Origin of the sequence: Rahnella sp. NRRL B-41462 (assembly GCF_003263525.1) — a bacterium.
Taxonomy (GTDB): Bacteria; Pseudomonadota; Gammaproteobacteria; order Enterobacterales; family Enterobacteriaceae; genus Rahnella; species Rahnella aceris.
In genome coordinates this window covers 46,260-71,391 of sequence record NZ_JYDF01000039.1, presented here as the reverse complement: position 1 = coordinate 71,391, position 25,132 = coordinate 46,260, and the positions used below count along the sequence as shown (strand labels likewise).

22 protein-coding genes, 2 pseudogenes and 1 riboswitch are annotated in these 25,132 nt (G+C 52.7%); of the genes and pseudogenes, 15 read left to right on the top strand and 9 right to left on the bottom strand.

Annotation, left to right across the window (positions count from 1 at the left end):
• Positions 1–52: 52 nt before the first annotated feature.
• Together panS and lysC are read right to left on the bottom strand one after the other, a co-directional pair.
• A complete protein-coding gene (panS, locus tag UC14_RS10945; protein ID WP_013577378.1) occupies positions 53–970 on the bottom strand; it encodes a ketopantoate/pantoate/pantothenate transporter PanS in 918 nt (305 codons plus the stop codon).
• Between the two features lie 90 nt (positions 971–1,060).
• Positions 1,061–2,449, bottom strand: coding sequence for a lysine-sensitive aspartokinase 3 (lysC, locus tag UC14_RS10940; RefSeq protein ID WP_013577377.1), 1,389 nt, complete (start codon positions 2,447–2,449; stop codon positions 1,061–1,063).
• Between the two features lie 106 nt (positions 2,450–2,555).
• A riboswitch (Lysine riboswitch) is annotated at positions 2,556–2,745 on the bottom strand.
• Between the two features lie 228 nt (positions 2,746–2,973).
• Here lysC and pgi point away from each other — a divergent pair.
• The 4 genes from pgi to ubiA all read left to right on the top strand — a co-directional run bounded on the left by pgi (position 2,974) and on the right by ubiA (position 6,815).
• On the top strand, positions 2,974–4,620 hold the full coding sequence (pgi, locus tag UC14_RS10935) for a glucose-6-phosphate isomerase (RefSeq protein WP_013577376.1): 1,647 nt from the start codon (positions 2,974–2,976) through the stop codon (positions 4,618–4,620).
• Positions 4,621–4,870: 250 nt separating this feature from the next.
• Positions 4,871–5,278: a phosphate-starvation-inducible protein PsiE gene (gene psiE / locus UC14_RS10930; RefSeq protein ID WP_112197685.1), complete on the top strand. Its 408-nt coding sequence runs from the start codon at positions 4,871–4,873 to the stop codon at positions 5,276–5,278.
• Between the two features lie 89 nt (positions 5,279–5,367).
• A complete protein-coding gene (gene ubiC / locus UC14_RS10925) occupies positions 5,368–5,907 on the top strand; it encodes a chorismate lyase (protein WP_013577374.1) in 540 nt (179 codons plus the stop codon).
• A gap of 41 nt (positions 5,908–5,948) precedes the next feature.
• Positions 5,949–6,815, top strand: coding sequence for a 4-hydroxybenzoate octaprenyltransferase (gene ubiA, locus UC14_RS10920; protein WP_041673175.1), 867 nt, complete (start codon positions 5,949–5,951; stop codon positions 6,813–6,815).
• Positions 6,816–6,912: 97 nt separating this feature from the next.
• Here the strand turns inward: ubiA and plsB are convergent.
• Positions 6,913–9,395, bottom strand: a pseudogene (gene plsB / locus UC14_RS10915) (glycerol-3-phosphate 1-O-acyltransferase PlsB).
• Positions 9,396–9,512: 117 nt separating this feature from the next.
• On the opposite strand from plsB, the gene UC14_RS10910 reads away from it, so the two are divergent.
• The 4 genes from UC14_RS10910 to UC14_RS10895 all read left to right on the top strand — a co-directional run bounded on the left by UC14_RS10910 (position 9,513) and on the right by UC14_RS10895 (position 12,671).
• Complete coding sequence (locus tag UC14_RS10910) at positions 9,513–9,881, top strand: diacylglycerol kinase (protein WP_013577371.1); 369 nt, start codon at positions 9,513–9,515, stop codon at positions 9,879–9,881.
• 119 nt (positions 9,882–10,000) lie between these two features.
• Positions 10,001–10,609 carry a transcriptional repressor LexA gene (gene lexA, locus UC14_RS10905; RefSeq protein WP_013577370.1) on the top strand — a complete coding sequence of 203 codons (609 nt, stop codon included), beginning with the start codon at positions 10,001–10,003 and terminating at the stop codon, positions 10,607–10,609.
• Between the two features lie 298 nt (positions 10,610–10,907).
• The gene (gene dinF / locus UC14_RS10900; protein ID WP_013577369.1) at positions 10,908–12,272 is read left to right on the top strand and encodes an MATE family efflux transporter DinF; all 1,365 of its coding nucleotides are present in this window, start codon (positions 10,908–10,910) and stop codon (positions 12,270–12,272) included.
• Positions 12,273–12,461: 189 nt separating this feature from the next.
• A complete protein-coding gene (locus UC14_RS10895) occupies positions 12,462–12,671 on the top strand; it encodes a CsbD family protein (protein WP_013577368.1) in 210 nt (69 codons plus the stop codon).
• Positions 12,672–12,829: 158 nt separating this feature from the next.
• On the opposite strand, the gene zur is transcribed toward UC14_RS10895, so the two are convergent.
• Positions 12,830–13,339, bottom strand: a complete 510-nt coding sequence (gene zur / locus UC14_RS10890) for a zinc uptake transcriptional repressor Zur (protein ID WP_037035116.1) — start codon at positions 13,337–13,339, stop codon at positions 12,830–12,832.
• Positions 13,340–13,602: 263 nt separating this feature from the next.
• Here zur and dusA point away from each other — a divergent pair, with 263 nt between their 5' ends.
• Both dusA and pspG read left to right on the top strand, forming a co-directional pair.
• The gene (dusA, locus tag UC14_RS10885; protein WP_112197684.1) at positions 13,603–14,610 is read left to right on the top strand and encodes a tRNA dihydrouridine(20/20a) synthase DusA; all 1,008 of its coding nucleotides are present in this window, start codon (positions 13,603–13,605) and stop codon (positions 14,608–14,610) included.
• A gap of 192 nt (positions 14,611–14,802) precedes the next feature.
• The gene (gene pspG, locus UC14_RS10880) at positions 14,803–15,039 is read left to right on the top strand and encodes an envelope stress response protein PspG (protein ID WP_013577365.1); all 237 of its coding nucleotides are present in this window, start codon (positions 14,803–14,805) and stop codon (positions 15,037–15,039) included.
• A gap of 396 nt (positions 15,040–15,435) precedes the next feature.
• Here pspG and UC14_RS10875 read toward each other — a convergent pair whose 3' ends face one another.
• Complete coding sequence (locus UC14_RS10875; RefSeq protein WP_112151084.1) at positions 15,436–16,419, bottom strand: quinone oxidoreductase; 984 nt, start codon at positions 16,417–16,419, stop codon at positions 15,436–15,438.
• A 182-nt stretch (positions 16,420–16,601) separates the two neighbouring features.
• Between UC14_RS10875 and dnaB the strand changes: the two genes are divergently transcribed.
• A complete protein-coding gene (gene dnaB / locus UC14_RS10870) occupies positions 16,602–18,008 on the top strand; it encodes a replicative DNA helicase (RefSeq protein ID WP_112197683.1) in 1,407 nt (468 codons plus the stop codon).
• A 108-nt stretch (positions 18,009–18,116) separates the two neighbouring features.
• On the top strand, positions 18,117–19,196 hold the full coding sequence (gene alr, locus UC14_RS10865; protein ID WP_112197682.1) for an alanine racemase: 1,080 nt from the start codon (positions 18,117–18,119) through the stop codon (positions 19,194–19,196).
• 3 nt (positions 19,197–19,199) lie between these two features.
• On the opposite strand, the gene UC14_RS10860 is transcribed toward alr, so the two are convergent.
• Positions 19,200–19,979 carry a transporter substrate-binding domain-containing protein gene (locus tag UC14_RS10860; RefSeq protein WP_013577361.1) on the bottom strand — a complete coding sequence of 260 codons (780 nt, stop codon included), beginning with the start codon at positions 19,977–19,979 and terminating at the stop codon, positions 19,200–19,202.
• A gap of 134 nt (positions 19,980–20,113) precedes the next feature.
• Here UC14_RS10860 and UC14_RS10855 point away from each other — a divergent pair, with 134 nt between their 5' ends.
• Together UC14_RS10855 and UC14_RS10850 are read left to right on the top strand one after the other, a co-directional pair.
• Complete coding sequence (locus tag UC14_RS10855; protein WP_112197681.1) at positions 20,114–20,578, top strand: Lrp/AsnC family transcriptional regulator; 465 nt, start codon at positions 20,114–20,116, stop codon at positions 20,576–20,578.
• A gap of 245 nt (positions 20,579–20,823) precedes the next feature.
• Complete coding sequence (locus tag UC14_RS10850; protein WP_013577359.1) at positions 20,824–21,456, top strand: YitT family protein; 633 nt, start codon at positions 20,824–20,826, stop codon at positions 21,454–21,456.
• A 94-nt stretch (positions 21,457–21,550) separates the two neighbouring features.
• On the opposite strand, the pseudogene UC14_RS27070 reads toward UC14_RS10850, so the two are convergent.
• A pseudogene (locus UC14_RS27070) lies at positions 21,551–21,721 on the bottom strand (SDR family NAD(P)-dependent oxidoreductase); the annotation flags it as partial.
• Between the two features lie 225 nt (positions 21,722–21,946).
• On the opposite strand from UC14_RS27070, the gene UC14_RS10840 reads away from it, so the two are divergent.
• Positions 21,947–23,140: an amino acid aminotransferase gene (locus tag UC14_RS10840; RefSeq protein WP_013577357.1), complete on the top strand. Its 1,194-nt coding sequence runs from the start codon at positions 21,947–21,949 to the stop codon at positions 23,138–23,140.
• Positions 23,141–23,243: 103 nt separating this feature from the next.
• On the opposite strand, the gene UC14_RS10835 is transcribed toward UC14_RS10840, so the two are convergent.
• Together UC14_RS10835 and UC14_RS10830 are read right to left on the bottom strand one after the other, a co-directional pair.
• Entirely contained in the window at positions 23,244–24,029 is a 786-nt protein-coding gene (locus UC14_RS10835; protein ID WP_112197680.1) for a DeoR/GlpR family DNA-binding transcription regulator, read from the bottom strand.
• Between the two features lie 36 nt (positions 24,030–24,065).
• Positions 24,066–24,962 (bottom strand): sugar kinase, encoded by an 897-nt coding sequence (locus tag UC14_RS10830; RefSeq protein WP_013577355.1) that lies wholly within the window; start codon positions 24,960–24,962, stop codon positions 24,066–24,068.
• Between the last annotated feature and the right edge of the window lie 170 nt (positions 24,963–25,132).

Genomic DNA, 25,132 nt, shown 5'->3' with positions numbered 1-25,132 from the left:
GGGCGCTGAGGAAGGCGCCCGTTTCTTTTTCATCTTCTTTTTCGTCTGGAAATCAGTCTTTTTTGACCGGCTTACCGGACCAGTAACCGGCCAGCAAAGAACCTGACAGATTGTGCCATACCGAGAACAATGCGCCCGGCAGTGCGGCCAGCGGGGTGAAATAGATTTTCCCCAGCGTCGCCGCTAAACCTGAGTTCTGCATCCCGACTTCCATCGCCAGCGTGCGGCAGGTGGTTTCGTCAAAGCCAAACAGTTTCCCGCCCCAGTAACCGCTCAGTAAGCCTATGCCGTTGTGCAGAATAACCGCCACAATCACGATCAATCCCACCGAACCGATAAAGCCCTGACTGCCCGCCACGACGGCGCTGATAATGGCGACAATGCATGCCATTGAGAAAAGCGGCAGCAGCGGTTCGATACGTTTCACGGTTTTCGTGAACAGATGATGAATAATCAGACCGGCTAAAATCGGGATGACGACGATCTGCAAAATGCTTAACAGCATGCCTTCCACATCCACTTTAATGTGCGTATCGACATACAGACGCGTCAGCAGTGGCGTGGCGAAAACCCCCACCAGTGTGGAAACTGCTGAAATCGTCACGGAAAGCGCGACATCTCCTTTCGCAAGATAAATCATCACGTTAGAGGCTGTACCGCTGGCAACGCTGCCCACCAGAATCATTCCCGCCGATAAATCTGCCGGCATATGGAACAGTTTTGCCAGCACCCACGCCGCCAGCGGCATGATCAGATAATGCAGGAACGTGGCGGCAGCAACCGGGCCAGGTCGGGAAAGCACGCGTTTGAAATCACCGAATTCGAGAGTGACACCCATCGCGAACATAATCAGCATCAGCAGGGTAGAAACATGCGGGCCGATCGGCGTGAACGTACCGGGCGAGTAATAGGCCGCGACGGATAACAGCACGGCCCACAACGGGAACAGGCGGGTTATTTTGGCTAACATTGAGGTGATCCTTGTCTTTGTTGTTTGCAAAAGTACAGACAAAAAAAGACCGGGCACATGGCCCGGTCTTCTCACATACCGCGCCCGTCATTATTCGAACAGGTTGCGGTGTAGAGTTTTAACGACCTGATCGGCATCGTTGCCCGGCACCAGGAAGCACAGGTTGTAGCTGCTTGCGCCGTAGCAAATCATGCGGATATTGAACGGGTCCAGCACGCCGAACACTTCTTTGCCGACGCCACAGGCCTGGGACAGTTTGTTGCCGATAATCGCAATCAGCGCCAGATTCTCTTCCACTTCCACGCGGCACAGTGAGGATAATTCTGTCAGCAGTGAGGTGGTCAGCAGGCTGTCGCCTGAGGATGTGGAACCGGTGGTATCCAGCGTCAGCGCGACGCTGACTTCGGATGTGGTGATCAGATCCACAGAGATACTGTGGCGTGCCAGAATACCAAACACTTCGGCGAGGAAACCGCGTGAATGGAGCATGCTCAGGCTGTGCAGCGTGACCAGCGTTTGTCTGCGGCGCAGGGCTATCGCACGGAACAACGGCGGATTATCGCTGGTATCACACACTAAGGTGCCGCCGCCTGACGGGTCTTTGCTCGAGCCTACAAACACCGGGATACCGCGACGCACCGCGGGCAGCAGAGTGGCTGGATGCAGAACTTTGGCACCAAATGTCGCCATTTCAGCGGCTTCTTCAAACGCAATGCGGTCAATACGTTTTGCCGCCGGCACCAGACGCGGGTCGGTGGTATAAATCCCCGGAACGTCAGTCCAGATATCCACACGGGAAACGCTCAGCGCTTCACCCAACAATGCGGCGGTGTAATCGCTGCCGCCACGGCCAAGCGTCGTGGTGCGGCCTTTGCCTTCTGAGCCGATAAAACCTTGTGTGATTACCAGGGCGTCCTGCAAGCGCGGTTGTAGCTGCTGAACGGTTAACTCGCTTAATACCTGTGTATCCGGCTCCGCGCGCCCAAAGCGATCGTTGGTACGCATGATTTTACGTACGTCGAACCATTCCACTGGCACGTTGCGCTGGCGGATGATTTCAACAAACAGCAGGGTGGACATCAGTTCGCCATGGCTCACCAGTTCGTCGGTCAGCGCGGTAGAGGTCGCAAGGCTCGCCGCTTCTGACAGCATGGCGATATTTTCCAGCATGCGGCCGATTTCTTCGCGGATCACGGTGGGATTATCGAGGCGATCGATAATGGCGCTCTGGATGCGGCGAATTTCATCAAGCAGGAACACCCGGCGTTCGGTTTCTTTACCTTCTGCCAGCTCAACTAATAAATTGGTGACGCCCGCAGAGGCGGAGAGAACAACCAGACGCACTTCAGGGCGCGACAGCACGATATCCGCGCTGCGGTTCATTGCGTCGAAATCCGCCACGCTGGTACCGCCGAATTTGGCGACGATGACATTGCCCAAAGGCTGCTGGCTGGCGTTGCGGGATACTGCGTGATTCATGTAAAACCTCGTGTCCGGGTCGCCATATCATGACGGCCATCGATTCCATAAGAATTGGCACAAAGGGAAGAGCGGGAAACGGGAGCAGGCGTAGAGATACTACGATACACCCAGAAGCGCCCCACCTAGCCGACACCCTGTTGGGTGTTCCGGTGACAACCCAGGGGATTCAGCCCCTGTAGTCGATCATTTGCCTGCCGTGGGCTTATGATCTCGGCGCCGCTCCCCCTGATGTATCTTCGTAGGATTTCGGCTCCTCCGATACACTGCCTGGGCGACGCGCCTCTTCTGGCTCGCGCATCGAGCGCGCGAGTTAGGCGCTTAGGAATAGCCGTTTATCGCCCGTCTGTCAACGGTCAGGCAATGCATGCGCCACATTTTGAGCGATTCTCATCTAATATTGTTCTCTGTCATTGTGATTAAGCAGATCTAACCTATCGCAAGAAAAGGCATCTCTTCCCGGGAACTTCAGGCTACAATCGGGACAGTTACCTCATATTTATTCTCAGCCTAAGAGCATTGCTATGAAAAATATCAATCCAACTCAGACCGCTGCCTGGCAAGCCCTGCAGCAGCATTTCGACAAGATGAAAGATGTGCAGATTAGCCATCTGTTTGCTGAAGATGGTGATCGTTTCTCCAAATTCTCTGCCACGTTTGAAGACCAGATGCTGGTCGATTTCTCCAAAAACCGCATCACCGCAGAGACGCTGGATAAGCTGCAGGCGCTGGCGAAAGAGACTGACCTTCAGGGCGCAATCAAATCGATGTTCTCTGGCGAGAAGATCAACCGCACCGAAGACCGTGCTGTTCTGCACGTTGCACTGCGTAACCGCAGCAACACGCCAATCGTCGTGGACGGCAAAGATGTGATGCCGGAAGTGAATGCAGTTCTGGCGAAAATCAAAGGCTTCACCGAACGTGTTATCGGTGGCGAATGGAAAGGTTATACCGGCAAAGCCATCACCGACGTGGTGAACATCGGTATCGGCGGTTCAGACCTCGGTCCGTTCATGGTCACTGAAGCGCTGCGTCCGTACAAAAACCACCTGAATATGCATTTCGTCTCCAACGTTGACGGCACGCATATCGCTGAAACGCTGAAAGATTTGTCTCCGGAAACCACGCTGTTCCTGGTTGCATCAAAAACCTTCACCACGCAGGAAACCATGACCAACGCCCACAGCGCGCGTGACTGGTTCCTGAAAACCGCTGGCGATAACCAACACGTGGCGAAACACTTCGCGGCGCTGTCCACCAACGGTAAAGCGGTGAGCGAGTTTGGTATCGACACCGACAACATGTTCGAATTCTGGGACTGGGTCGGTGGCCGTTACTCTCTGTGGTCCGCAATCGGTCTGTCTATCGCGCTGTCTGTAGGTTTCGATAACTTCGAACAACTGCTGAGCGGTGCGCACGCGATGGATAAACACTTCGCGAATACGCCGGCTGAGAAAAACCTGCCGGTACTGCTGGCGCTGATCGGCATCTGGTACAACGATTTCTACGGCACCGAAACCGAAGCTATCCTGCCATACGACCAGTACATGCACCGTTTTGCCGCTTACTTCCAGCAAGGCAACATGGAATCTAACGGTAAGTTCGTTGACCGTAACGGCAACCCGGTGGATTACCAGACTGGCCCGATCATCTGGGGCGAACCGGGCACTAACGGTCAGCACGCGTTCTATCAGCTGATTCACCAGGGGACTAAAATCATCCCTTGTGACTTCATCGCACCGGCCATCAGCCATAACCCGCTGAGCGATCACCACGCGAAACTGTTGTCTAACTTCTTCGCCCAGACCGAAGCGCTGGCATTCGGTAAATCTCTGGATGTTGTCGAGAAAGAATTCGCCGATCAGGGTAAAAAACCAGAAGACGTTAAACACGTTGCGCCGTTCAAAGTGTTCGAAGGGAACCGTCCGACCAACTCCATCCTGCTGCGTGAAATCACGCCTTACAGCCTGGGTGCGTTGATCGCAATGTATGAACACAAAATCTTCACCCAGGGCGTGATCCTGAACATCTACACCTTCGACCAATGGGGCGTAGAACTGGGCAAACAGCTGGCAAACCGTATCCTGCCAGAACTGGAAGGTAGCTCAGAAGTGACAGGCCACGACAGTTCCACGAACGGTTTAATTAACCGCTTCAAAAACTGGCGCTAATACCCGTCTTCCTTCGCGCTGCCTCGGCGTTGGCTGCCTTCATGAACCCCGGTCACATACTTGTGTATACTCCCGGGGATTCATTCCCTTGCCGACTGGATCCAGCCCGAATGATTTAGAGGGACAGGTCGAAATATTTCTCAATAAAAGGGTTAGCCTTCACCGGCTGGCCCTTTTTTAATGGCGCTTTTCCTGTGCTGACTCTGTGGTATTCTGCGGGGATTAATAACAAAAGTGGGATGTAGATCACATGGCAGGATCAAAACGGGCATTAATGATATCCGTCATTATGCAGCGAATTTTGAACGTATTCTTATTAGGACTGGCCGTGATCCTGATGATTTTTATCGGGCGCGAAACCTATCATTTAGCAATGGTGTTGTTCGTGAATAACGATCAGTCTTCGTCATATCTGCTCATCGAAGGGATTGTAATTTACTTCCTCTATTTTGAGTTTATTGCCCTGATTATTAAATATTTTTCGTCGGGCTATCATTTCCCGTTACGCTATTTTATTTACATCGGCATCACCGCGATTATCCGCCTGATCATCGTCGACCACAAAAGTCCTTATGACACATTGGTTTACGCCTGCGCGATCCTTGTGCTGGTCGTGACACTGTTTCTTGCCAATAGCGAACGTCTGCGCCGCGAATAAATCAGGCAATTACTGCCTCGCATTGATGCGCTAGAATGCGAGGCAGATAATTCATTGGAGGTATGAATGCCTTCATTACGGAGCCGTTGATGTCTGATCCCCATTCCCCCGAACCATCCCCGATCCACTGGTTTGACGACCCTTCGCAGGTGCCTGCGGATGTGGCTGACTGGCTGATGGAAATGGGGTCCATGACCCGCCGGTTTGAAAAGCAGGGTGTTACCGTCACCGTGAAACCGCAAAATGAATGTTTTGTCAGTCGCGAAGAACTGGGTGAAAGCGAAGCACAGCAGTTGCCGGAAAGTGCCCGTTACTGGATCCGCGAAATCGTGCTGTTTGGCGATGCCGAACCCTGGCTGCTGGGGCGCACGGTCATTCCTGAAGAAACGCTGACCGGGCCGGATCTGGCGCTGGTCGATTTAGGCACGGTGCCGCTGGGGCGCTATCTGTTTAGCGGGAACAACTTGTCCCGCGATTACATTCATTTAGGCCAGTTACACAGTGAGCAGGGAGAATTATGGGCGCGCCGTTCCCGTCTGCGTTTGTCTGACAAGCCGCTGCTGCTGACCGAAATTTTCCTCCCGGATTCGCCGGTGCACCGCCCTGAGGGCAAAGTGAGCAAGGCATGAGTCAGACTAATCAACAAGGAGAACAGAGAGTGTCAGGAAGTATGACGCAGGGCACATGGCGTGATTACTGCCGCCTGATGCGCATTGATAAGCCGATTGGCTCACTGCTGCTGCTGTGGCCAACGTTATGGGCATTGTGGGTCGCGGGGGGGGGAATGCCGTCTGCGAAGATTTTGCTGGTCTTCGTGCTGGGCGTGTTCTTCATGCGTGCCGCCGGTTGCGTGGTGAATGACTACGCTGACCGTAAGTTTGATGGTCACGTAAAACGCACCGCTCACCGGCCATTGCCGAGCGGGGCGATCACCGGCAAGCAGGCGAAAATATTATTTGCCGGACTGGTGCTGGTGTCATTCCTGCTGGTTCTGCTGCTTAACCGCATGACCATTTGGCTGTCTCTGGCCGGACTGGCGCTGGCATGGATTTATCCGTTCATGAAGCGCGTCAGCCATCTGCCGCAGGTGGTTTTGGGCGCGGCGTTTGGCTGGGCAATTCCGATGGCGTATGCCGCTGTGAGCGAAAGTGTGCCGCTTAGCTGCTGGTTAATGTTCGTGGCAAATATCTGCTGGACGGTGGCTTACGATACGCAATACGCGATGGTCGATCGTGACGATGATTTGAAGATCGGCGTGAAATCGACAGCGATTCTGTTTGGTCGTTTTGACACGCTGATCATCGGCCTTCTGCAACTGGCAACGCTGATCCTGATGGGGATTGTCGGTTATCTTTCCCAGCTCAGCGCACCGTTTTACTGGTCGTTGCTGCTGGCTGCTGCGCTGTTTGTGCATCAGCAAAAGCTGATTGCTAAACGTGAACGTGATGCCTGTTTCCTGGCTTTCCGCCAGAACAATTATGTCGGGCTGGTGTTGTTCCTCGGTATTCTGATGAGCCTGTCAGGCTTCAATTTCTAAGTAAGTTAGCCTGCGCGACAACAATTAAAAACGCCCGGACTCTGTAAAAAGTCCGGGCGTTTTGTTTTTTTAATCTGATGTCTGGCGCTAATACGGGTTAATGATCGGTATCGCGTACATCCATCTTCGGTTCAGCCGGTGGCTCCGTTGCTTGCGGCAGCTCAGAAGGCATTCCCGCACTCTCGATAGTTAGCTTGATATCCGGTGTCATCAGGTCGCTGAGCATGAGGTAAATCTCACGCGTTTGTTCCTGAATGGCATCGCCGGTGTCACTGATATAGCCTTCTGCGCGCAGTGTGCCGACCAGCGTCGAGAACACAGCTTTATCGAAGAATTCAGGGGCATTGATACCGTGCAGCACGGATAAACGCTGCGCCATAATCCGGCTCTCTTTTTCCAGTGCACCGCGGTTGATGCTTGGGTTATTGGTGAGCAGGGAGAAGGTAATCGCGTAACGTTGCAGCGTTTCACGTACGCCAGCCGCCAGCAACTGGAGGGTGCGGATACGGGCCGGATTAAGTGTCAGCTCATCATCTTCAAGGTGAATGATTTGCTGACGCGCCAGCTCCAGCGTCAGAACATCCAGCACTTGTGGCAGCTCAGGCGTATCGAAATGCATAAACAGTTCGGCTTTGAGCATCGGATAAATCAGTTCGACCTGATGCAGTAATTCCGCGCGGCTGACCTGGCGGTGGTGCATCACAATGCTTGAAATCAGTGATGGCAACACCAGCATATGATGGATGTTGTTGCGGTAATACGTCATCAGCACGGCCTGTTCGCGAGGCAGAACGATGATGTCGCCAATGTTGTCTTTCTCAACCTGGAACTTATTCATGTTCAGCGCGTGATCAAGCAACTGGTCAGCGGTCAGATCAGGCACCGTCGAATCCGCGTTGTAAGGCACGTTACGCAGCAATTGCAGATAACAGTCGATTTGCTCGGTCAGCTGTTCGCGTGTCAGTGAACGCTGACGGGAGGCCAGCAGCGCGGTACAACACAAGTTCATGGCATTGGCTGCCGCTGAATTGTTGATGCGCACCATGATCTGTTCTGCCAAATCCTGCACTGTCGGCGTCAGCCAGCTTGGACGTTGTGCTTCGATCGGGTCGATGGCTTCACGCCAGGTTGGCACGTTCTGGTTCAGGTAAGTGGTCAGATGCAACGGCTCACCGAAGTTCACGTAACCCTGGCCGAGGTTACGCAGCTTGCGCAGCCCGTTAAGCATTTGCGTCAGGCTTTCTTTCTCTTTGGTCGCACCGCGTAATTCTTTCGCGTACGTACCCACTTCCATGACGTGCTCATAACCGATGTAAATCGGTACCAGCGTAATCGGACGTGAACCGCCGCGCAGCATGGCCTGAATGGTCATGGACAGCGTGCCCGTTTTCGGCTCCAGCAGACGCCCGGTTCGCGAACGCCCCCCTTCCACAAAGTATTCCACCGAATAACCGCGGCTGAACAGTTCGCCCAGATATTCACGGAAAACCGTCGAATAGAGCTTGTTGCCTTTAAAGGTTCGACGAATAAAGAACGCACCCAGACGGCGGAAAATCGGGCCAGCCGGCCAGAAATTCAGGTTGATACCGGCGGCAATATGCGGCGGTACCAGACCCTGATGATAGAGCACGTAAGACAGCAGCAGATAGTCCATGTGGCTGCGGTGGCAAGCACATACACAATTTCCTGACCGTCCAGCGCTAACTGGCGTACACGCTCGGCATTATTAACGTTGATGCCTTTGTACAAACGGTTCCACGTCCAGCTCAGCACACGGTCAGAGAGGCGCACGGCTTCATAAGAGAAGTCAGCGGCAATCTCTTCCATCAGGGCGATGGCGTTTTGTTGGGCTTTTTCGTGGGAAATTTTCTTGCTGCGGGCTTCGTCTTCAATCGCTTTCTCAATGGCTTTTGAGGCCAGCAATTTATTGAACAAATCCTGACGTGCCGGAAGACGCGGACCAACCGCAGCCAGACGCTGACGGGAGAAATGCATCCGCGCCACACGTGCCAGTTTTTGAGCAATCGTCTTATCTGTGCCGTGTTCCGTCGCCATATAACGCAGGGAAACGGTATTGGAGAAACGGACGAAACTGTCCCGCCCCAGCCACAGCACAGCGAAAAATTTCTGGATACCGTTCAGCACGCGCAGATGCGGCGTGTCGTCCTGACCTTCACGGCCCGGTGCACGACCAAACATTACCGACACCGGCAACATCTGAATGTCTAAATCCGGATTATTGCGGTGCAAATCAAGGTAGTCGTGGAACAGCTTTACGGACTCCTGCTTCGGCGTGTAATAAGAGAATACGCGCGGGCCTTCGGCTATAAAGACATGGCTTGGTAGCAGGGTTCCGTCAATTTCCAGCGGAATAAGAGGATCAGGCAGATTCTGCGCCAGACATTGCGCACGCAACGTCAGCAAATCGGCTTTGGAATTATAAGGTAATACGTACAAAATCGGCCGCGTCGGGTCTAAATGCAACTCGGTAACCGGATCTGAAGGTATGACCTTGCTCTTTACCAGCAATGAGAGTGGTAAATTCAATAATGTGTAATAAAGTCTACGCCAACCTGACATAAAAACGTGAAGCCTCTTGTTAGCAATTTCGCCGCAAGGATACCAGAAAGATCCGTGGAGATCTGTGGTCATATAAAAGCTAAAATGCTGCAAACACTCTAAGGATCAGTACCCGAAATGGCGAACCAAGTCACCGGATTTACCCGAATTTATAAAGCGGCCGGCTATTCCTGGAAAGGATTCAAAGCGGCATGGCAAAACGAAGCGGCATTTCGCCAGGAGGCCAGCGTCGCTATCCCGTTAATTTTGCTATCTTTCTGGCTTGATGTCAGCACCATTGAACGTATCCTGCTGGTGGGATCCGTCGTGCTGGTCTGTGTCACGGAGTTGCTCAACAGCGCGGTGGAATGTGCAATAGACCGCATCGGGCCTGAGTTTCATGTGCTTTCCGGTCGCGCAAAAGATATCGGCTCTGCTGCCGTACTTCTGACCATCATATTGGCGATTTTTGTCTGGGTCAGCATCTTTTGGTCGCGATGGTTCTGATTTGGAATCTGCATTCCAGGAATCAACGTTATGCCCTGTTTTTATTCAATCTTAGGTTTTCATTGACCGTTTAGCTGTATATACTCACAGCAAGACTGTATAAACAACCAGGGGGCGGAATGAAAGCTTTAACGACCAGACAACAAGAGGTCTACGACCTTATTCGCGATCATATCTCCACCACCGGTATGCCACCAACCCGCGCAGAGATTGCATCACGTCTGGGGTTCCGTTCTCCCAATGCGGCGGAAGAGCATCTTAAAGCGCTGGCGCGTAAAGGTGTTATTGAGATTGTTTCCGGTGCATCACGCGGCATTCGTCTGCTGATGGAAGAAGAAGAAGGTTTACCGCTGATTGGCCGCGTTGCCGCCGGTGAACCGCTGCTGGCGCAGCAACATATCGAAGGGCACTATCAGATCGATCCGGCAATGTTTAAGCCGAGCGCCGATTTCCTGCTGCGTGTCAGCGGTATGTCGATGCGTGATATTGGTATCCTTGACGGCGATCTGCTGGCCGTGCATAAAACGCAAGACGTGCGTAATGGTCAGGTTGTGGTGGCCCGTATCGATGATGAGGTCACCGTGAAACGCCTGAAAAAACAAGGCAGTGTGGTGCAGTTATTGCCAGAGAACAGCGAGTTTCAGCCGATCGTGGTGGATTTGCGCGAGCAGAATTTCAGCATTGAAGGCTTAGCCGTAGGTGTTATCCGCAACGGCGACTGGATCTGACCTTCGTACTTCGAGCTATCTTTGCGTTGGCTGCCTTCGCGAACCCCGGTCACATATTTGTGTATGCTCCCGGCGTTCGCTTAGTTGCCGCCTTGATATAACGCGAATTACTCGGTCAGATATGACTAAGTCAGAAATTGCTGTGTCAGATAGACAAGACTAAAACTAATTGAATATGGATGGCGGCGGCCTCTGGCATCCATGTGAATTCAAAGAGAAATGCGTTTCTCTCATCATCGCCCCTTTCGGGGCGATGTCATTTACAGGCATAACCTGAACCTCCGGCATGAGATTCTCTATGCAACATCATTCCCTGCGACACACACTCAAAAACACCTTTTTAAGCCCTGCCGATAAAGCGCTCTGGATGCTGGCATTGCCGATGATTTTTTCCAATATCACGGTGCCGCTCCTCGGCCTGGTGGATACCGCAGTGATCGGTCATCTCGACAGCCCGGATTATCTCGGCGGCGTGGCTGTGGGTTCGATGATCACCACTTTCCTTTTTATGCTCTTACTGTTTCTGCGGATGAGTACCACCGGCATGACTGCTCAGGCGCTGGGCGCGAAAGATAACCAGCTTCTGGCGCGTGCTTTTGTACAACCCTTCCTTCTGGCTGTACTGGCGGGCGTCATTATTGTGGTATTCCGTCATCCGCTGATGGAGCTGGCGTTTCACATTGTCGGCGGCAGCCAGCCCGTGCTTGAACAGGCGAGGCTGTTTATCGAAATCCGCTGGTTCAGCGCCCCGGCTTCACTGGCGAATCTGGTGATCCTCGGGTGGTTGCTCGGCATTCAGTACGTTCGCGGGCCGGTGATTTTGCTGATTGCCGGGAATTTGCTGAATATCATTCTGGATCTGTGGCTGGTGATCGGGCTGGGCTGGAACGTGCGTGGCGCAGCCATGGCGACGGCAAGCTCCGAGTATTTCACGCTACTCATCGGGCTGTATTTCGTCTGGCGGGTGATGAAACGACGCGGTATCACCGGCGCAGAAATCACCTCCGCGTGGCGTGGTAATTTGCGCCGTCTTCTCGGGCTTAACCGCGACATCATGCTGCGCTCATTACTGTTGCAGCTTTGCTTTGCATCGCTGACCGTTCTGGGCGCGCGGCTGGGCAGCCACATTGTGGCGGTCAACGCCGTGTTGATGAACCTGCTGACATTTACCGCGTTTGCACTTGACGGTTTTGCTTATGCTATCGAAGCGCATTCCGGTGAGGCATTCGGTGCCCGCAACCGCGAAAAACTGCTGAATGTCTGGCATGCCGCGTGTCGTCAGGCCGGGCTGGTTGCGCTGTTTTTTGCTCTGGTTTACGCGCTGGCGGGTGGGGCGATCATTGATGCGCTGACATCATTACCGGAATTGCGTGAGCTGGCGGACCGATATCTTGGCTGGCAAATTATACTGCCGCTGGTGGCTGTCTGGTGCTATTTGCTTGATGGCATGTTTATCGGCGCAACGCGTGGGCGGGATATGCGAAACAGCATGCTGGTGGCGGCGCTGGGGTTCGGGCTGACATTGTTCACTTTACCGCTGCTGGGCAATCATGCGTTGTGGCTGGCGCTGACGGTATTCCTCGGGTTACGCGGGATTTCACTGGGCTGGATATGGCGTCGTTACTGGCGGCATGACACATGGTTTTCGTCTCCGTCGCACTGATTTTTCAGCTATTTTCAAAGAAATAAGCGCAGCTTTGTCGTTATTTCATGCTTTAGATTAATCCTAATAGTGGTTTTTATCCCTGTTTAAGGAGGATTAATCGAGATTCTCTACTAACCTTTAAAGTGTTAAGGACGAGCTGCAAGACGAAATGCAGTTCATAAAACCCAAGGTAACAGGAGATATTTTATGAATAAGGACCAAGCCGACGGTAACTGGAAGCAGTTCAAAGGGAAAGTGAAAGAACAATGGGGCAAACTGACTGATGACGACCTGACAGTGGTTGAAGGTAAACGTGATCAGTTAGTCGGTAAAATTCAGGAGCGTTACGGCTATCAAAAAGATCAGGCCGAGAAAGAGCTCAATGAATGGGAAACCAAAAACAAATATCACTGGTAAGACGCGACTCCCCCTCGCGTGCCAGTGACGTATCCTGAGATTTAGCTGCTCCTACCCGGAACGCTTCAGGATACGGGTACACGGATGTACCCAACCTCTTCTCTGTACAAAACATCCCCCTCTTACGAGTCACCTTCAAGACCTTAAAACCCGATCATTCAGCGTTTTTTCACCACAATACTGTGGTCGTGATCGCAATGGTCATGGCTGTCGCAGGTTTCTACTACTTTGCATTCTGCACATAAGCCATGCGCTTCAACGACAGAATGGCGAAGCTCAAATCCGGATTCTAATGACAGTTTTGCCAGACGCTCTTCAATGCCGTCGGTGGTTTTTTCGGTAACTAACCCGCAGCGGTCACAGATAAACAGCGCAGAAGTATGACTCGGCTCTTCAAAATGATGGCAGAGAACATAGCTGTTTGCGGATTCAACACGGTGAATAAATCCCTGTTCCAGCAGAAAATCCAGCGCCCGGTAAACGGTCGGTGGTTTCGCCTGAGGTTCGCTTACGCGCAATAGATCCAGCAAGTCATAGGCGCTGATCGCACCGGGTTGTTGCGTCATCAGGCGCAGTACTTCCAGCCGCTGCGGCGTCAGGCGAACATTGCGCTGCTGGCAAAGTTCTTCAGCTTGTGAAAGTAATTTTTCCGGATTATTCAGGGTCATAGCAACGGTCTCTGAGCGCAGATTGGAATGAATAGGCCACATCATGCGACCACCGATGATTTTATCATGCTTGCACCAAAACGACGAATTATGCGCCATTCAGATGTGATGCAACGTCGGCATCCGCCTGCTCAGCGGCACAAGATGCCGAATCTTTGTTCTGTGGTATAATCAGCGATTACCTTCCCTCTGGCGCGAAGCCGGGGGGAGCGTCACGAACCCCTTCAGCGAATGTCAGGCCGATGTCAGAAACTCAACACGTAATGCCCCAGACCACTCCCTTTTCCGCCCAGCGTTTTTCCGTTGCGCCGATGCTCGACTGGACCGATCGCCACTGCCGCCATTTTCACCGGCTGATGACCGGCCAGACGTTGCTGTATACCGAAATGGTCACGACCGGCGCCATTATTCACGGCAAAGGGGATTATCTCGGGTTTGGCGATGCAGAACATCCGGTGTCTTTGCAGCTTGGTGGCAGCAATCCGGCTGATCTGGCGCATTGCGCAAAACGGGCGGAAGAACGTGGTTATGACGAAATTAACCTCAACGTCGGTTGTCCGTCAGATCGCGTGCAGAACGGCATGTTTGGTGCCTGTCTGATGGGGCAGGCGTCGCTGGTGGCTGACTGCATCAAAGCCATGCGCGACGTAGTCTCAATTCCGGTCACGGTTAAAACGCGAATCGGTATTGACGATCAGGACAGCTACGAATTTCTGTGTGATTTCATCCGTCAGGTTTCAGAAAACGGCGGTTGCGATACCTTCATTATTCATGCGCGTAAAGCCTGGCTTTCGGGCCTCAGTCCGAAAGAAAATCGTGAAATTCCGCCGCTGGATTACCCGCGCGTATATCAGCTCAAGCGTGATTTCCCGCACCTGACCCTGGCAATTAACGGCGGTATCAAAACCCTCAAAGAAGCCAAAACGCACCTGCAATATATGGATGGCGTGATGGTGGGGCGTGAGGCTTACCAGAATCCGGGCCTGTTGCTGAATGTGGATCGCGAGCTGTTCGGCTCTGATGCGCCGCTGAAAACCGGGCCGGATATTATCCGCGCGCTGTATCCGTATATCGAAGCGGAACTGAGCAAAGGTACTTACCTCGGTCACATCACCCGCCATATTCTTGGTCTGTTCCAGGGGGTGCCGGGCGCGCGTCAGTTCCGTCGTCATCTGAGTGAGAATGCGCATAAAGCCGGCGCGGGCATTGATGTGGTCGAACAGGCGTTGCAGATGGTTGCTCAGCCGCAGGAAGTGGTGGCGCAGGCATAAAAACAGGGTGAGTAAAATCACTATCTGTTAGTCAAATTTACTATCTTTTCGCAGGCCATTCGTGCCTGCGAATTATTTTTTCCTTATCATTCAATCAATTATTTATCCCATCACACTGGCATGTTTCTTGTAATGGTTAATGCGTGTTTGGACGCTACGTCTTATCGCACATGGCTTATTAAGGAGCACCCGATGCTGGAAATTCTCTTCGTGCTTGGTTTTTTCTTTATGCTGATGCTGACCGGCATTTCTTTACTGGGTATGGTTGCGGCGCTGGTCGTGGCATTTGCTCTGATGATGTTGGGTGGGTTTTTGGCGATTGTTGTAAAAATGTTGCCGTGGCTGCTTTTGGCCGTGCTTGCGGTCTGGATTTACCGGACATTTTTCCGGCCTGATGAGCCAAAATACCGTCGCCGTCGTTTGCCGTAATAACAGCTTCACTTTATCGGTTTCCGTAACTGCATGAAATGATGGGGATTGCTGACCGTATTCTGAGCGCAAAAAAATGTAACCGTTGCAGTGATAACTTTTGCTTATGTGCTAGCGATCACAAGCTAGGTCAGAATGTGCGGTCAAAATGCATAAATCATATTTTTTAACATGGGTGACTGTTAGGATGGAATTCATTGGCAGCCAGCAGGCTGTAAACCGAATTCATCAAGTCCGCTGAGGCACACAATAGTCGCTTAAGTGACATCGCCCTGTGGATTTACCCGGCAGTACCCTACAGCAGTACCCGTCTGAAATCAGAGGTCGTCTGAGTCAGGCAGTAAAAAAGGCTTTCACAACTGTGAAAGCCTTTTTTGCATTGGTTCAGGGAAACTTTTATGGGATGAGCAGACTTGAACCCTGTGTCACGCGGCTTTCCAGCGTTTCATGCGCGCGTTTTGCCTCGGACAGTGGGAATTTCTGCGCGTCACTGACATCCACTTTTATCGCGCCACTGGCGATCATTGAGAACAGCTCGCTGCTCGCCTCCAGCAGTTCTTCACGGTTAGTCACGTAGCCATTCAGGGAAGGGCGCGTCACAAACAGCGAACCTTTTTGATTGAGTATCGCCAGATCCACACCTTTTACCGGACCGGACGCATTGCCGAAACTGACCAGTAAACCGCGACGTTTCAGGCTGTTTAACGATTTTTCAAAGGTATCTTTGCCGACGGAATCGTAAACCACACCGACTTTTTCGCCGTTCGTCAGTTCCGCCACGCGGGTCGCGATATCTTCTTTCTGGTAGTTAATGGTTTCCCATGCACCGGCCTGTCTGGCGCGTTCGGCTTTTTCATCAGAGCCCACGGTGCCAATCAGTTTTACGCCCAGCGCTTTCGCCCACTGGCAGGCAATCAGGCCTACGCCACCGGCTGCGGCATGGAAAAGAATGGTTTCACCGGCCTGTACTTCATGGGTTTTGCGCAGTAAATAATAAACTGTCAGCCCTTTAAGGAAGGAGGCTGCGGCCTGCTCAAAGCTGATCGCGTCCGGCAAAAGGGCGATTTTTTCCTGTGGTACGTTATGGAATTCGCTGTAAGCGCCGGGCGCGGATTGTGCGTAAACCACACGATCGCCAGGTTTGATGTCCGTTACGCCACTACCGACTTTACTGACTATGCCTGCCGCTTCCGTGCCTAAACCCGCCGGAAAACTGGCCGGTGCGTACAGACCGCTGCGCACATAAGTATCGATATAGTTGATACCGATGGCTTTATTCTCGACCTGGACTTCGTCTGCCTGCGGATCTTGTGGCTGATAATCAACGTATTGCAGAACGTCTGGGGTGCCTGTTTCAGAAAACTGGATGCGCTTTGCCATGTTTTTTCCTCGTGATGGAGTCTGATTTCAACCCTAGGCTAAATGTCAGGGACAATCCAGATTTTCGGCACTAAGGGTTAATACCCTTTTGAAATGGTTTATACTGTCGCGCGAGTCAGGCTCCGATTTTTGGAAACCCGACGCTCATAAAACAGGCGCTTAGAGCAGGAAATAATCCACAGATGGCAGTAAAAAAACCGACCAATCAACAGAACGAAAACCGCGATCGCCAGATGGAAGGGTTGAAACTTCCGCCGCATTCGCTGGAAGCTGAACAATCCGTTCTGGGCGGGCTGATGCTGGATAACGAACGCTGGGATAATGTGGCCGAACGGGTGGTCAGCAATGACTTCTTCAGCCGCCCGCACCGCCTGATTTTTACCGAAATGCAGCGTTTGCTGGAAATGAGCAAACCAATCGACCTGATCACGCTTTCCGAATCGCTGGAACAGAAAGGCGATCTGGATTCCGTCGGCGGTTTTGCGTATCTGGCAGAGCTCTCTAAAAACACCCCCAGTGCGGCGAACATCGGCGCTTACGCTGACATTGTGCGCGAACGTGCTGTTGTCCGGGAAATGATCTCCGTCGCCAATGAAATTGCCGACGCGGGCTATGATCCGCAAGGTCGCAGCAGCGAAGACCTGCTGGACTTAGCCGAATCCCGCGTATTCCAGATTGCCGAAAGCCGCGCCAGTAAAGACGAAGGTCCAAAAAGTATCGACCGTATTCTGGAAAGCACGGTCTCCCGTATCGAAGAGCTGTTCCAGCGCCCGCATGACGGCGTAACCGGCGTTTCAACCGGCTATGCTGACCTCGACAAGAAAACCGCAGGCTTGCAAAAATCCGACCTGATCATTGTGGCGGCGCGTCCGTCGATGGGTAAAACCACTTTTGCGATGAACCTCGCAGAAAATGCCGCGATGATGCAGGATAAACCGGTCTTAATCTTCAGCCTTGAGATGCCCGGCGACCAGATCATGATGCGTATGCTGGCGTCGCTTTCGCGCGTCGACCAGACCAAAATCCGTACCGGCCAGCTCGATGATGAAGACTGGGCACGTATTTCCAGCACCATGGGGATTCTGCTCGAAAAACGTAACATGTATATCGATGATTCGTCCGGGCTGACGCCAACCGAAGTTCGTTCGCGTGCGCGACGTATCTTCCGTGAGCACGGCGGCCTGAGCCTGATCATGATCGACTACCTCCAGCTGATGCGCGTTCCGGCGTTGTCTGATAACCGTACGCTGGAAATTGCCGAAATCTCCCGCTCGCTCAAAGCGCTGGCGAAAGAATTGCAGGTGCCGGTGGTGGCGCTGTCGCAGCTTAACCGAAGCCTGGAGCAACGTGCGGATAAACGCCCGGTCAACTCCGACTTACGTGAATCCGGCTCCATTGAGCAGGACGCCGACTTAATCATGTTCATCTATCGTGATGAGGTCTATCACGATAACAGTGAAGAAAAAGGCATCGCGCAAATCATCCTCGGTAAACAACGTAACGGCCCGATCGGTACCGTCCGCCTGACCTTTAACGGTCAGTGGTCGCGGTTTGATAACTATGGCGGCCCGCAATACGACGAGGATTAACTTCCCGGGTTTTGAATTTATCCCTCCCCTTTCACAAGGGGAGGCTAGGTGGGGTTTGGTTCTCAGCCTTGCTGTCAGAAACTCTCAATTTCATGCAAAGGACTTAAAATGAAAGCGGCTACGGCTGTCATTGATCGCCGCGCTCTGCGACACAATCTGCAACGGGTGCGTCATCTGGCGCCACAAAGTCGTCTGGTTGCGGTAGTGAAAGCAAACGCTTATGGGCACGGTCTGCTGGAGACGGTGCATAGCTTGCAGGACGCTGATTATTACGGCGTTTCCCGGCTTAGCGAAGCGCTGATGCTGCGTAAAGCCGGTGTGGTAAAACCCATCCTCCTGCTCGAAGGTTTTTTCTCCGCCAGCGAATTACCGTTGCTGATTGAACATCAGCTTGATACCGCTGTTCACAGCCTCGAACAGCTTGATGCGCTGGAAAGTGCTGACCTCGCGCGTCCGCTGAATGTCTGGCTGAAAATCGATACCGGTATGCACCGTTTGGGCGTTCATCCGGCACAGGCCGATGCATTTTATCAGCGTCTGAGTGCCTGCAAAAACGTGGTTCAGCCGGTCAATATGATGAGCCATTTCTGCCGCGCGGACGAACCGGAAAGCAACGCCACACCGAAACAGCTGAACTGTTTTAATGAATTTGCCGAAGGCAAGCCGGGACAAAAATCTATTGCGGCTTCCGGCGGTATTTTGTTGTGGCCGGAATCGCATATGAACCTGGTTCGCCCCGGCATTATTTTGTACGGCGTATCGCCAATGGAAACCGGAACGGCCAGCGATTTCGGGCTGCAACCGGCAATGACACTGACTTCCAGCCTGATCGCCGTGCGTGAACATATTGCCGGTGAGCCGGTCGGTTATGGCAGTACCTGGGTCAGCAACCGTGATACCCGCCTGGGCGTGGTGGCGATGGGGTATGGCGACGGTTATCCGCGCAGTGCGCCGAACGGCACGCCGGTTTTGGTCAATGGTCGGGAAGTGCCGGTTGCCGGGCGTGTGTCGATGGATATGATCACTGTCGATTTAGGGCCAGATGCGACCGATAAGGTCGGCGATGAAGTGATTTTCTGGGGCGGGAAATTACCGGTTGAGCGCATTGCGCAGGCAACCGGTATCAGTGCTTATGAGCTGATTACCCAGCTCAGCGAGCGCGTCGCCCGCGTTTATATTGGCGACTAAGTCTTACTTTTTCACGGCCAGCCACTGGCTGACGATCTTCTGATATTCACCAGTGGCTTTGCTCAGGTGCAGCCACTGGTCGACATACATCTTCCAGCTCACGTCATCACGCGGCAGCATGTAAGCCTTTTCGCCATATTGCAGCGGCTTCTTCGGGTTTACCGCACACAGTTTCGGGTAATGTTTCTGCTGAAACAGCGCTTCCGAAGCATCCGTAATCATTACATCCGCTTTCTTATCCACCAGCTTCTGGAAGATGGTCACGTTATCGCTCAGGGTCAGCGTGCCTTTTGGCAGATGGCTGTGTACGAAGGCTTCATTGGTACCGCCTGCCGGTTCAATCAGGCGCACGGAGGCACGGTTTAACTGCTCAACCGTCTGGTACTGACGCACATTTTCGCAGCGCACCAGGGGGATTTTGCCGTCCTGATCCAGTACGTTGGCAAACCAGGCTTTTTGCTGGCGTTTCAGCGTGACCGAAATCCCGCCCATCGCGATATCACAATGCCCTGCGCTCATTTCGTCCGGCAGAGATTTCCAGGTGACCGGTACCCAGTTCACTTTCACATCCAGACTCGCCGCCAGCGATTCCGCCATTGCAATATCAATGCCTTCATACTCACCGTTTTCTTTCAAAAATGTATACGGTTTATAGTCGCCGGTGGTGCAAACATTCAGCGAGCCTTTCTGTAATACGCGTTCAAGGCGTGAAGATGCCGGCTCTGCTTTTGCGAGACCGGGCAAAACTGACAGCAAAACGAGAGAGTAGAATACTTTTTTCATTATTTTTTCCTTGCGTTTAAATCATGCGCAAGTATAAGAAAAAACGGCCGAAAAGTATTTATAACTGGTTATAGTGGGAATGTTTTTTGCAATAAGAATCCACATATAAAAATTAAAGCGACAGGAACACTGCCATGTACAGCATTGATGATTACGATCTGAAAATTCTGACCTTATTACAAACCAACGGAAGACTGACTAACCAGGAACTAAGCGAGCTGGTCGGACTGTCAGCATCACAGTGTTCACGACGCCGGATTGGTCTGGAACAGGCACAACTCATTCTCGGTTATCATGCCCGTCTGGCACCGGAAGCCCTCGACTTAGGCATGATTGGTCTGATTGAAGTCAGGCTTATCAATCATTTGCACGCACAGGTCGATGCATTTCACAGCATGCTGGGCGAAGTCGATTCCATTATTGATGCCTATAAAACCACTGGCGATGCGGATTATTTGCTGAAAGTTGCGGTGAAAGATTTAGCCGGTTTAAGCATGTTGATCAGCCAAATTCTGTCAGTCCATAAAAGTGTCGCCCACGTAAAAACATCGGTAGTGCTTAACCGTTTAAAAGAAAACGGCTTATTGACGCTGAGCTGAGAAAAATAAGGGCGTATTTCAGGTGCACTGTTTGGGTGATTTATTTTGGTGCAGACTCACTTTAATGGTGCAATATTTTGAATTAATATGCGTGATCTGTGCATGTAAAGAATAATTAACGCGTCATAAAATCTTATTTTCGATTTTTAATGCAAATTCTATGCGTGAATATTGCCTTAACTCTCCATCTCATTAATTATCTCAAAATCAGTCTTTAGTATTATTATTTTGAGGTACAGGGAATTATGGCAAGTGTAGACGACATCAAACAGCCGGTTGAGCAGCCGCGCATCGGGCACACGCTGGTTGAAGATGCGCTGGCGATCATTATCGGTACGCTGATGGTCTCTTTTGGTGTGGTGATGTTGCGTCAGGTCGGCGCACTGACCGGCGGCACGGCGGGAATGGCGTTTCTGGCGCATTACGTGACGCAGGTATCATTCGGTACGGCCTTTTTTATCATCAACTTACCTTTTTATTACCTCTCTTTTCGTCGCATGGGTTTGCAGTTCACACTGAAAACTTTTGCTGCAGTCGCGCTGGTTTCCGTGTTTTCTGATTTGCATCCGCTGTTTGTTCATTTCGATCATCTTCAGCCGTTTTACGCCACGCTGTTTGCCAACGTGATTATGGGCATCGGCTTCATTGTCCTGTTCCGCCACAAAGCCAGTCTGGGCGGCGTGAACATTCTGGCGCTGTTCCTGCAGGACAAATACGGCATCCGAGCCGGTAAACTGCAAATGGGTGTGGACTGCTGCATCGTGCTGGCATCGCTGTTTGTCGTCAGCCTTGAAATGCTGATTGCTTCGGTGCTGGGCGCGGTGATCGTCAACCTGATCATTGCGATGAATCACCGTCCGGGGCGCTACAGCGTCTGACGAAATGGATAAAAAAATGGCGCAGGGGACTGCGCCATTTTTATGAATGAACCGGCAAGTGTTACGCGCCGAAACCGCCGTCAATCGTTAGATTTGCGCCGGTGATATACCCCGCTTCAGGGCCGGAAATTTCTTCAGAAGAAACGTAGGTGAAGGCCACGCTGGCGCCTTCGCGGGCCAGACGCTGAACGATGGCGGCACCGATGCCGCGTGAACCGCCCTGAACGAAAGCGGCTTTACCTTGCAGTGAGTGTTGAGTTGTCATTGGTTTGCTCCGGGAAGAATGAGATGTCCATTTGATCGTAGTTGATGTGAGCGGATCAGCATCTCAGGCGAACGGACGGTTTGATACGCAATGAGTGCCCGAAAATCGACAACATAGTTGTCATCTTTTTTAACGAACTTTGATAGTCTGTGAAACAGTTGCGATGCGCCGGGTTGCCGGATGTGGATCGCAGCGCCACTTAACCAAACCAAGGAGATGTATACCGTGTTCCAACATGTCGATGCCTATGCCGGTGACCCGATTTTGTCGCTGATGGAAAGCTTCAAGACCGATCCGAGACAAGATAAGGTAAACCTGAGCATCGGTCTTTATTACGACGAGCAGGGTATTATTCCGCAACTGGCGGCAGTGGAAAATGCAGAGCAACAACTGAACGCCGGGCCACAGGCCGCGTCAGTCTATCTGCCAATGGAAGGTCTGCCCGCATACCGCGCAGGCATTCAGGAATTGCTGTTTGGTGCCGATCATCCGGCGCTGAAACAACAGCGTATTGCGACCATTCAGACCGTCGGCGGTTCCGGCGCACTGAAAGTCGGTGCTGATTTCCTGAAGTTTTATTTCCCGAATTCAGAAGTTTACGTGAGCGACCCGACCTGGGAAAACCACGTGGCTATCTTTGCAGGCGCAGGCTTCAAAGTGCATACCTATCCGTACTTTGACCCGGAGACGCTGGGGGTAAATTTCCCGGCGATGATTGACCGCCTGAAAACCTTGCCAGCGCAAAGCATTGTGCTGCTGCACCCTTGCTGCCACAACCCGACCGGTTCTGACCTGACGCCAGCGGAGTGGGATCAGGTGATTGAAATCACCAAACAGCGTGAGCTGATCCCGTTCCTCGACATCGCTTATCAGGGCTTTGGCGCGGGCATTGACGATGACGCTTACGCCATCCGGGCGATGGCTGCGGCAGGTGTGAACTGCTTCGTCAGCAACTCCTTCTCGAAAATCTTCTCCCTGTACGGCGAACGTGTCGGCGGCCTGTCTGTGGTCTGTGAAGACAGCGATGCGGCGGGACGTGTACTGGGGCAACTGAAAGCCACCGTGCGCCGTAACTACTCCAGCCCGCCAAGCTTCGGCGCGAAAGTAGTGGCGAAAGTCCTGAGCGACAGCGCGCTGAATGCCCAGTGGAAAGCCGAAGTCGAGAAAATGCGTACCCGTATTCTCGAAATGCGCCACACGCTGGTCGACAGCCTGAAAACCGCCTTGCCGGGCCGTAATTTTGACTACCTGCTGCAACAGCGCGGGATGTTCAGCTACACCGGTTTCAGCGAAGCGCAGGTTGTCCGTCTGCGTGAAGAATTTGGCGTTTACCTGATACTCAGCGGCCGCGTCTGCATGGCCGGTCTGAATCACCACAATGTGAAGCAAGTGGCTGAGGCTTTCGCCGCGGTTCAGTAAATCCCCGTCATACTTCGGGCTGCGTGAGCTTACCGCCTTCCCGCAACCCGAATTATTTAGGGGATAAGATGTTGATTAAGGCCGACAGAAATGTCGGCCTTTTTTATTCCGCGGTACTGACTTTTATCACTTCGACCTGATGGTTTTTCAGCACCTTGAGCAATCCGGCGGGCGGAAGTTCGTCGGTGAACAGCGCCGTGGCCTGTGAGACATTGCCGATTTCGACCGCCGCTGAGGCATGAAATTTGGTATGGTCAGCAGCCAGCAGGATATGGCGTGAATGCGCCATCATGGTTTTCACCACGCTGGCCTCGTTGACATCGAACTCCAGCAGGGCACCGTCGCTTTCAATTGCGCCGACGCTGGTCACCAGATAGTCGGCACGAAATCCGGCGACAAAAGCCGTGGCCGCCGGGCCGATAATGCCACCATTATGCGGGCGCAGCGTGCCGCCAGGCACCATCACCTCAAAGCGCGGGTTCTTATACAAAATATGCGCGACGCGCAGACAATTGGTGATAATCCGCAGCCGGTTATGATTGAGCAGCGAATGCGCGACCTGCTCGACTGTGGTGCCAATGGTGATAAACACCGTTGAGCCGTCGGGGATGTAATCGGCGATGGATTCCGCAATGGCTTTTTTCTCTTCCGTCCAGGAAATCTCGCGCTGCTCAAAGGCAGTATTGACCACACTTGAGGCACGTCCCGCGCCACCGTGATGGCGCGTGATCAGCCCCTGATCGCTGAGCTTGCGGATATCGCGGCGGGCGGTTTGGGTCGAGACATCCAGTAACGCCGCCAGTTCTTCAATGTTCATGTAACCACGCTCGGCAATCAATGCGAGCAGTTGATCGTGGCGCGGATTACCGGTCAGTTCAGTAAGACTCATGGATACATCCTTTAAAATGAGCGTCTGAGTCGTATTCTATACAGAAAGTGACAAAAAAGACCGGGCCTGATCACAGTCAGGTATCCCCGCACGGCCACCCGGCCGGGTACATTTCAGTGCAGCAACGCCGCTGGCAAAGCGCACGGCTTCGGCGGGCGACGCTCCATGGGCCAGACTGACCGCCAGTGCGCCGTGAAAAACATCCCCTGCGCCGGTGGTGTCCACTACGTTGACGGCAAAACCCGGCTGATGATGCAGACGGTCATTTTCCAGCCAGAGACAACCTTGCCCGCCCTGCGTGACATACACATGACCATTTGTGAGCGTTTGGGCGTCAACTAACGCAGAACCGGCGTCCGTTTTTCCGGTCAGCCGTTGCAAACCGGGCGCGGAAAAGGCGCTGTGGTCGCTTAACGCCACCAGTTCGGCGATATCCTGTGGCGTCACATCGGCATCCAGCACGGTGAGCACACCGGACTGGCGCGCCAGGGTAAACGCCTGCTTCGCGCCGTCATGCCAGCGCACATCAGCCAGCACTACATCCCACTGGGAAAAGTCGATGGCTTGTAACCACTCGGCGGAAACGGGTAAATCCGGGCTGGGATAATTGATGATGATCCGCTCACCTTTGTTGTCCACCAGAATGGCGGATTGCGAAGAACGGGCCTGCTCAACGCGACGGACATAGCGGGTATTTACCCCCAGGGATTCCAGCTCCGCGAGCAGCCGGTTGCCGGTATCGTCATCGCCCACGCGACCAATAAAGTCCACCTGTGCGCCCAGTCTGGCCGCCGCCACCGCAGCCGTGGCCGCCGGACCGCCACCCACTTCATGATATTTTTCAGCGACATACTTCCCTCCTTCCGCAGGCAGTTCTTCAACGTAATAGATCCGGTCCATCACGGTAATTCCGACACAGGCGATACGAATCATGGCTATTCCTTAAGCGTGTTTTGATGGGGTTATTTTAATTTAGTGAATTGTTAAAAAAGTGATGGCTGTCAATTTTTTGACCTTAAATTACAAATACGATCAAAAAACGACAAACACAGACACCGCTGATTATCAAAAAGTGACATGCCTGATCAGCACAAAGGAGAGAC

What these genes read in the sequence shown, in the direction of transcription:
- panS (WP_013577378.1), bottom strand. Translation starts at nt 970, where the DNA reads ATGTTAGCCAAAATAACCCGCCTGTTCCCGTTGTGGGCCGTGCTGTTA.
- lysC (WP_013577377.1), bottom strand. Translation starts at nt 2,449, where the DNA reads ATGAATCACGCAGTATCCCGCAACGCCAGCCAGCAGCCTTTGGGCAAT.
- pgi (WP_013577376.1), top strand. Translation starts at nt 2,974, where the DNA reads ATGAAAAATATCAATCCAACTCAGACCGCTGCCTGGCAAGCCCTGCAG.
- psiE (WP_112197685.1), top strand. Translation starts at nt 4,871, where the DNA reads ATGGCAGGATCAAAACGGGCATTAATGATATCCGTCATTATGCAGCGA.
- ubiC (WP_013577374.1), top strand. Translation starts at nt 5,368, where the DNA reads ATGTCTGATCCCCATTCCCCCGAACCATCCCCGATCCACTGGTTTGAC.
- ubiA (WP_041673175.1), top strand. Translation starts at nt 5,949, where the DNA reads ATGACGCAGGGCACATGGCGTGATTACTGCCGCCTGATGCGCATTGAT.
- UC14_RS10910 (WP_013577371.1), top strand. Translation starts at nt 9,513, where the DNA reads ATGGCGAACCAAGTCACCGGATTTACCCGAATTTATAAAGCGGCCGGC.
- lexA (WP_013577370.1), top strand. Translation starts at nt 10,001, where the DNA reads ATGAAAGCTTTAACGACCAGACAACAAGAGGTCTACGACCTTATTCGC.
- dinF (WP_013577369.1), top strand. Translation starts at nt 10,908, where the DNA reads ATGCAACATCATTCCCTGCGACACACACTCAAAAACACCTTTTTAAGC.
- UC14_RS10895 (WP_013577368.1), top strand. Translation starts at nt 12,462, where the DNA reads ATGAATAAGGACCAAGCCGACGGTAACTGGAAGCAGTTCAAAGGGAAA.
- zur (WP_037035116.1), bottom strand. Translation starts at nt 13,339, where the DNA reads ATGACCCTGAATAATCCGGAAAAATTACTTTCACAAGCTGAAGAACTT.
- dusA (WP_112197684.1), top strand. Translation starts at nt 13,603, where the DNA reads ATGCCCCAGACCACTCCCTTTTCCGCCCAGCGTTTTTCCGTTGCGCCG.
- pspG (WP_013577365.1), top strand. Translation starts at nt 14,803, where the DNA reads ATGCTGGAAATTCTCTTCGTGCTTGGTTTTTTCTTTATGCTGATGCTG.
- UC14_RS10875 (WP_112151084.1), bottom strand. Translation starts at nt 16,419, where the DNA reads ATGGCAAAGCGCATCCAGTTTTCTGAAACAGGCACCCCAGACGTTCTG.
- dnaB (WP_112197683.1), top strand. Translation starts at nt 16,602, where the DNA reads ATGGCAGTAAAAAAACCGACCAATCAACAGAACGAAAACCGCGATCGC.
- alr (WP_112197682.1), top strand. Translation starts at nt 18,117, where the DNA reads ATGAAAGCGGCTACGGCTGTCATTGATCGCCGCGCTCTGCGACACAAT.
- UC14_RS10860 (WP_013577361.1), bottom strand. Translation starts at nt 19,979, where the DNA reads ATGAAAAAAGTATTCTACTCTCTCGTTTTGCTGTCAGTTTTGCCCGGT.
- UC14_RS10855 (WP_112197681.1), top strand. Translation starts at nt 20,114, where the DNA reads ATGTACAGCATTGATGATTACGATCTGAAAATTCTGACCTTATTACAA.
- UC14_RS10850 (WP_013577359.1), top strand. Translation starts at nt 20,824, where the DNA reads ATGGCAAGTGTAGACGACATCAAACAGCCGGTTGAGCAGCCGCGCATC.
- UC14_RS10835 (WP_112197680.1), bottom strand. Translation starts at nt 24,029, where the DNA reads ATGAGTCTTACTGAACTGACCGGTAATCCGCGCCACGATCAACTGCTC.
- UC14_RS10830 (WP_013577355.1), bottom strand. Translation starts at nt 24,962, where the DNA reads ATGATTCGTATCGCCTGTGTCGGAATTACCGTGATGGACCGGATCTAT.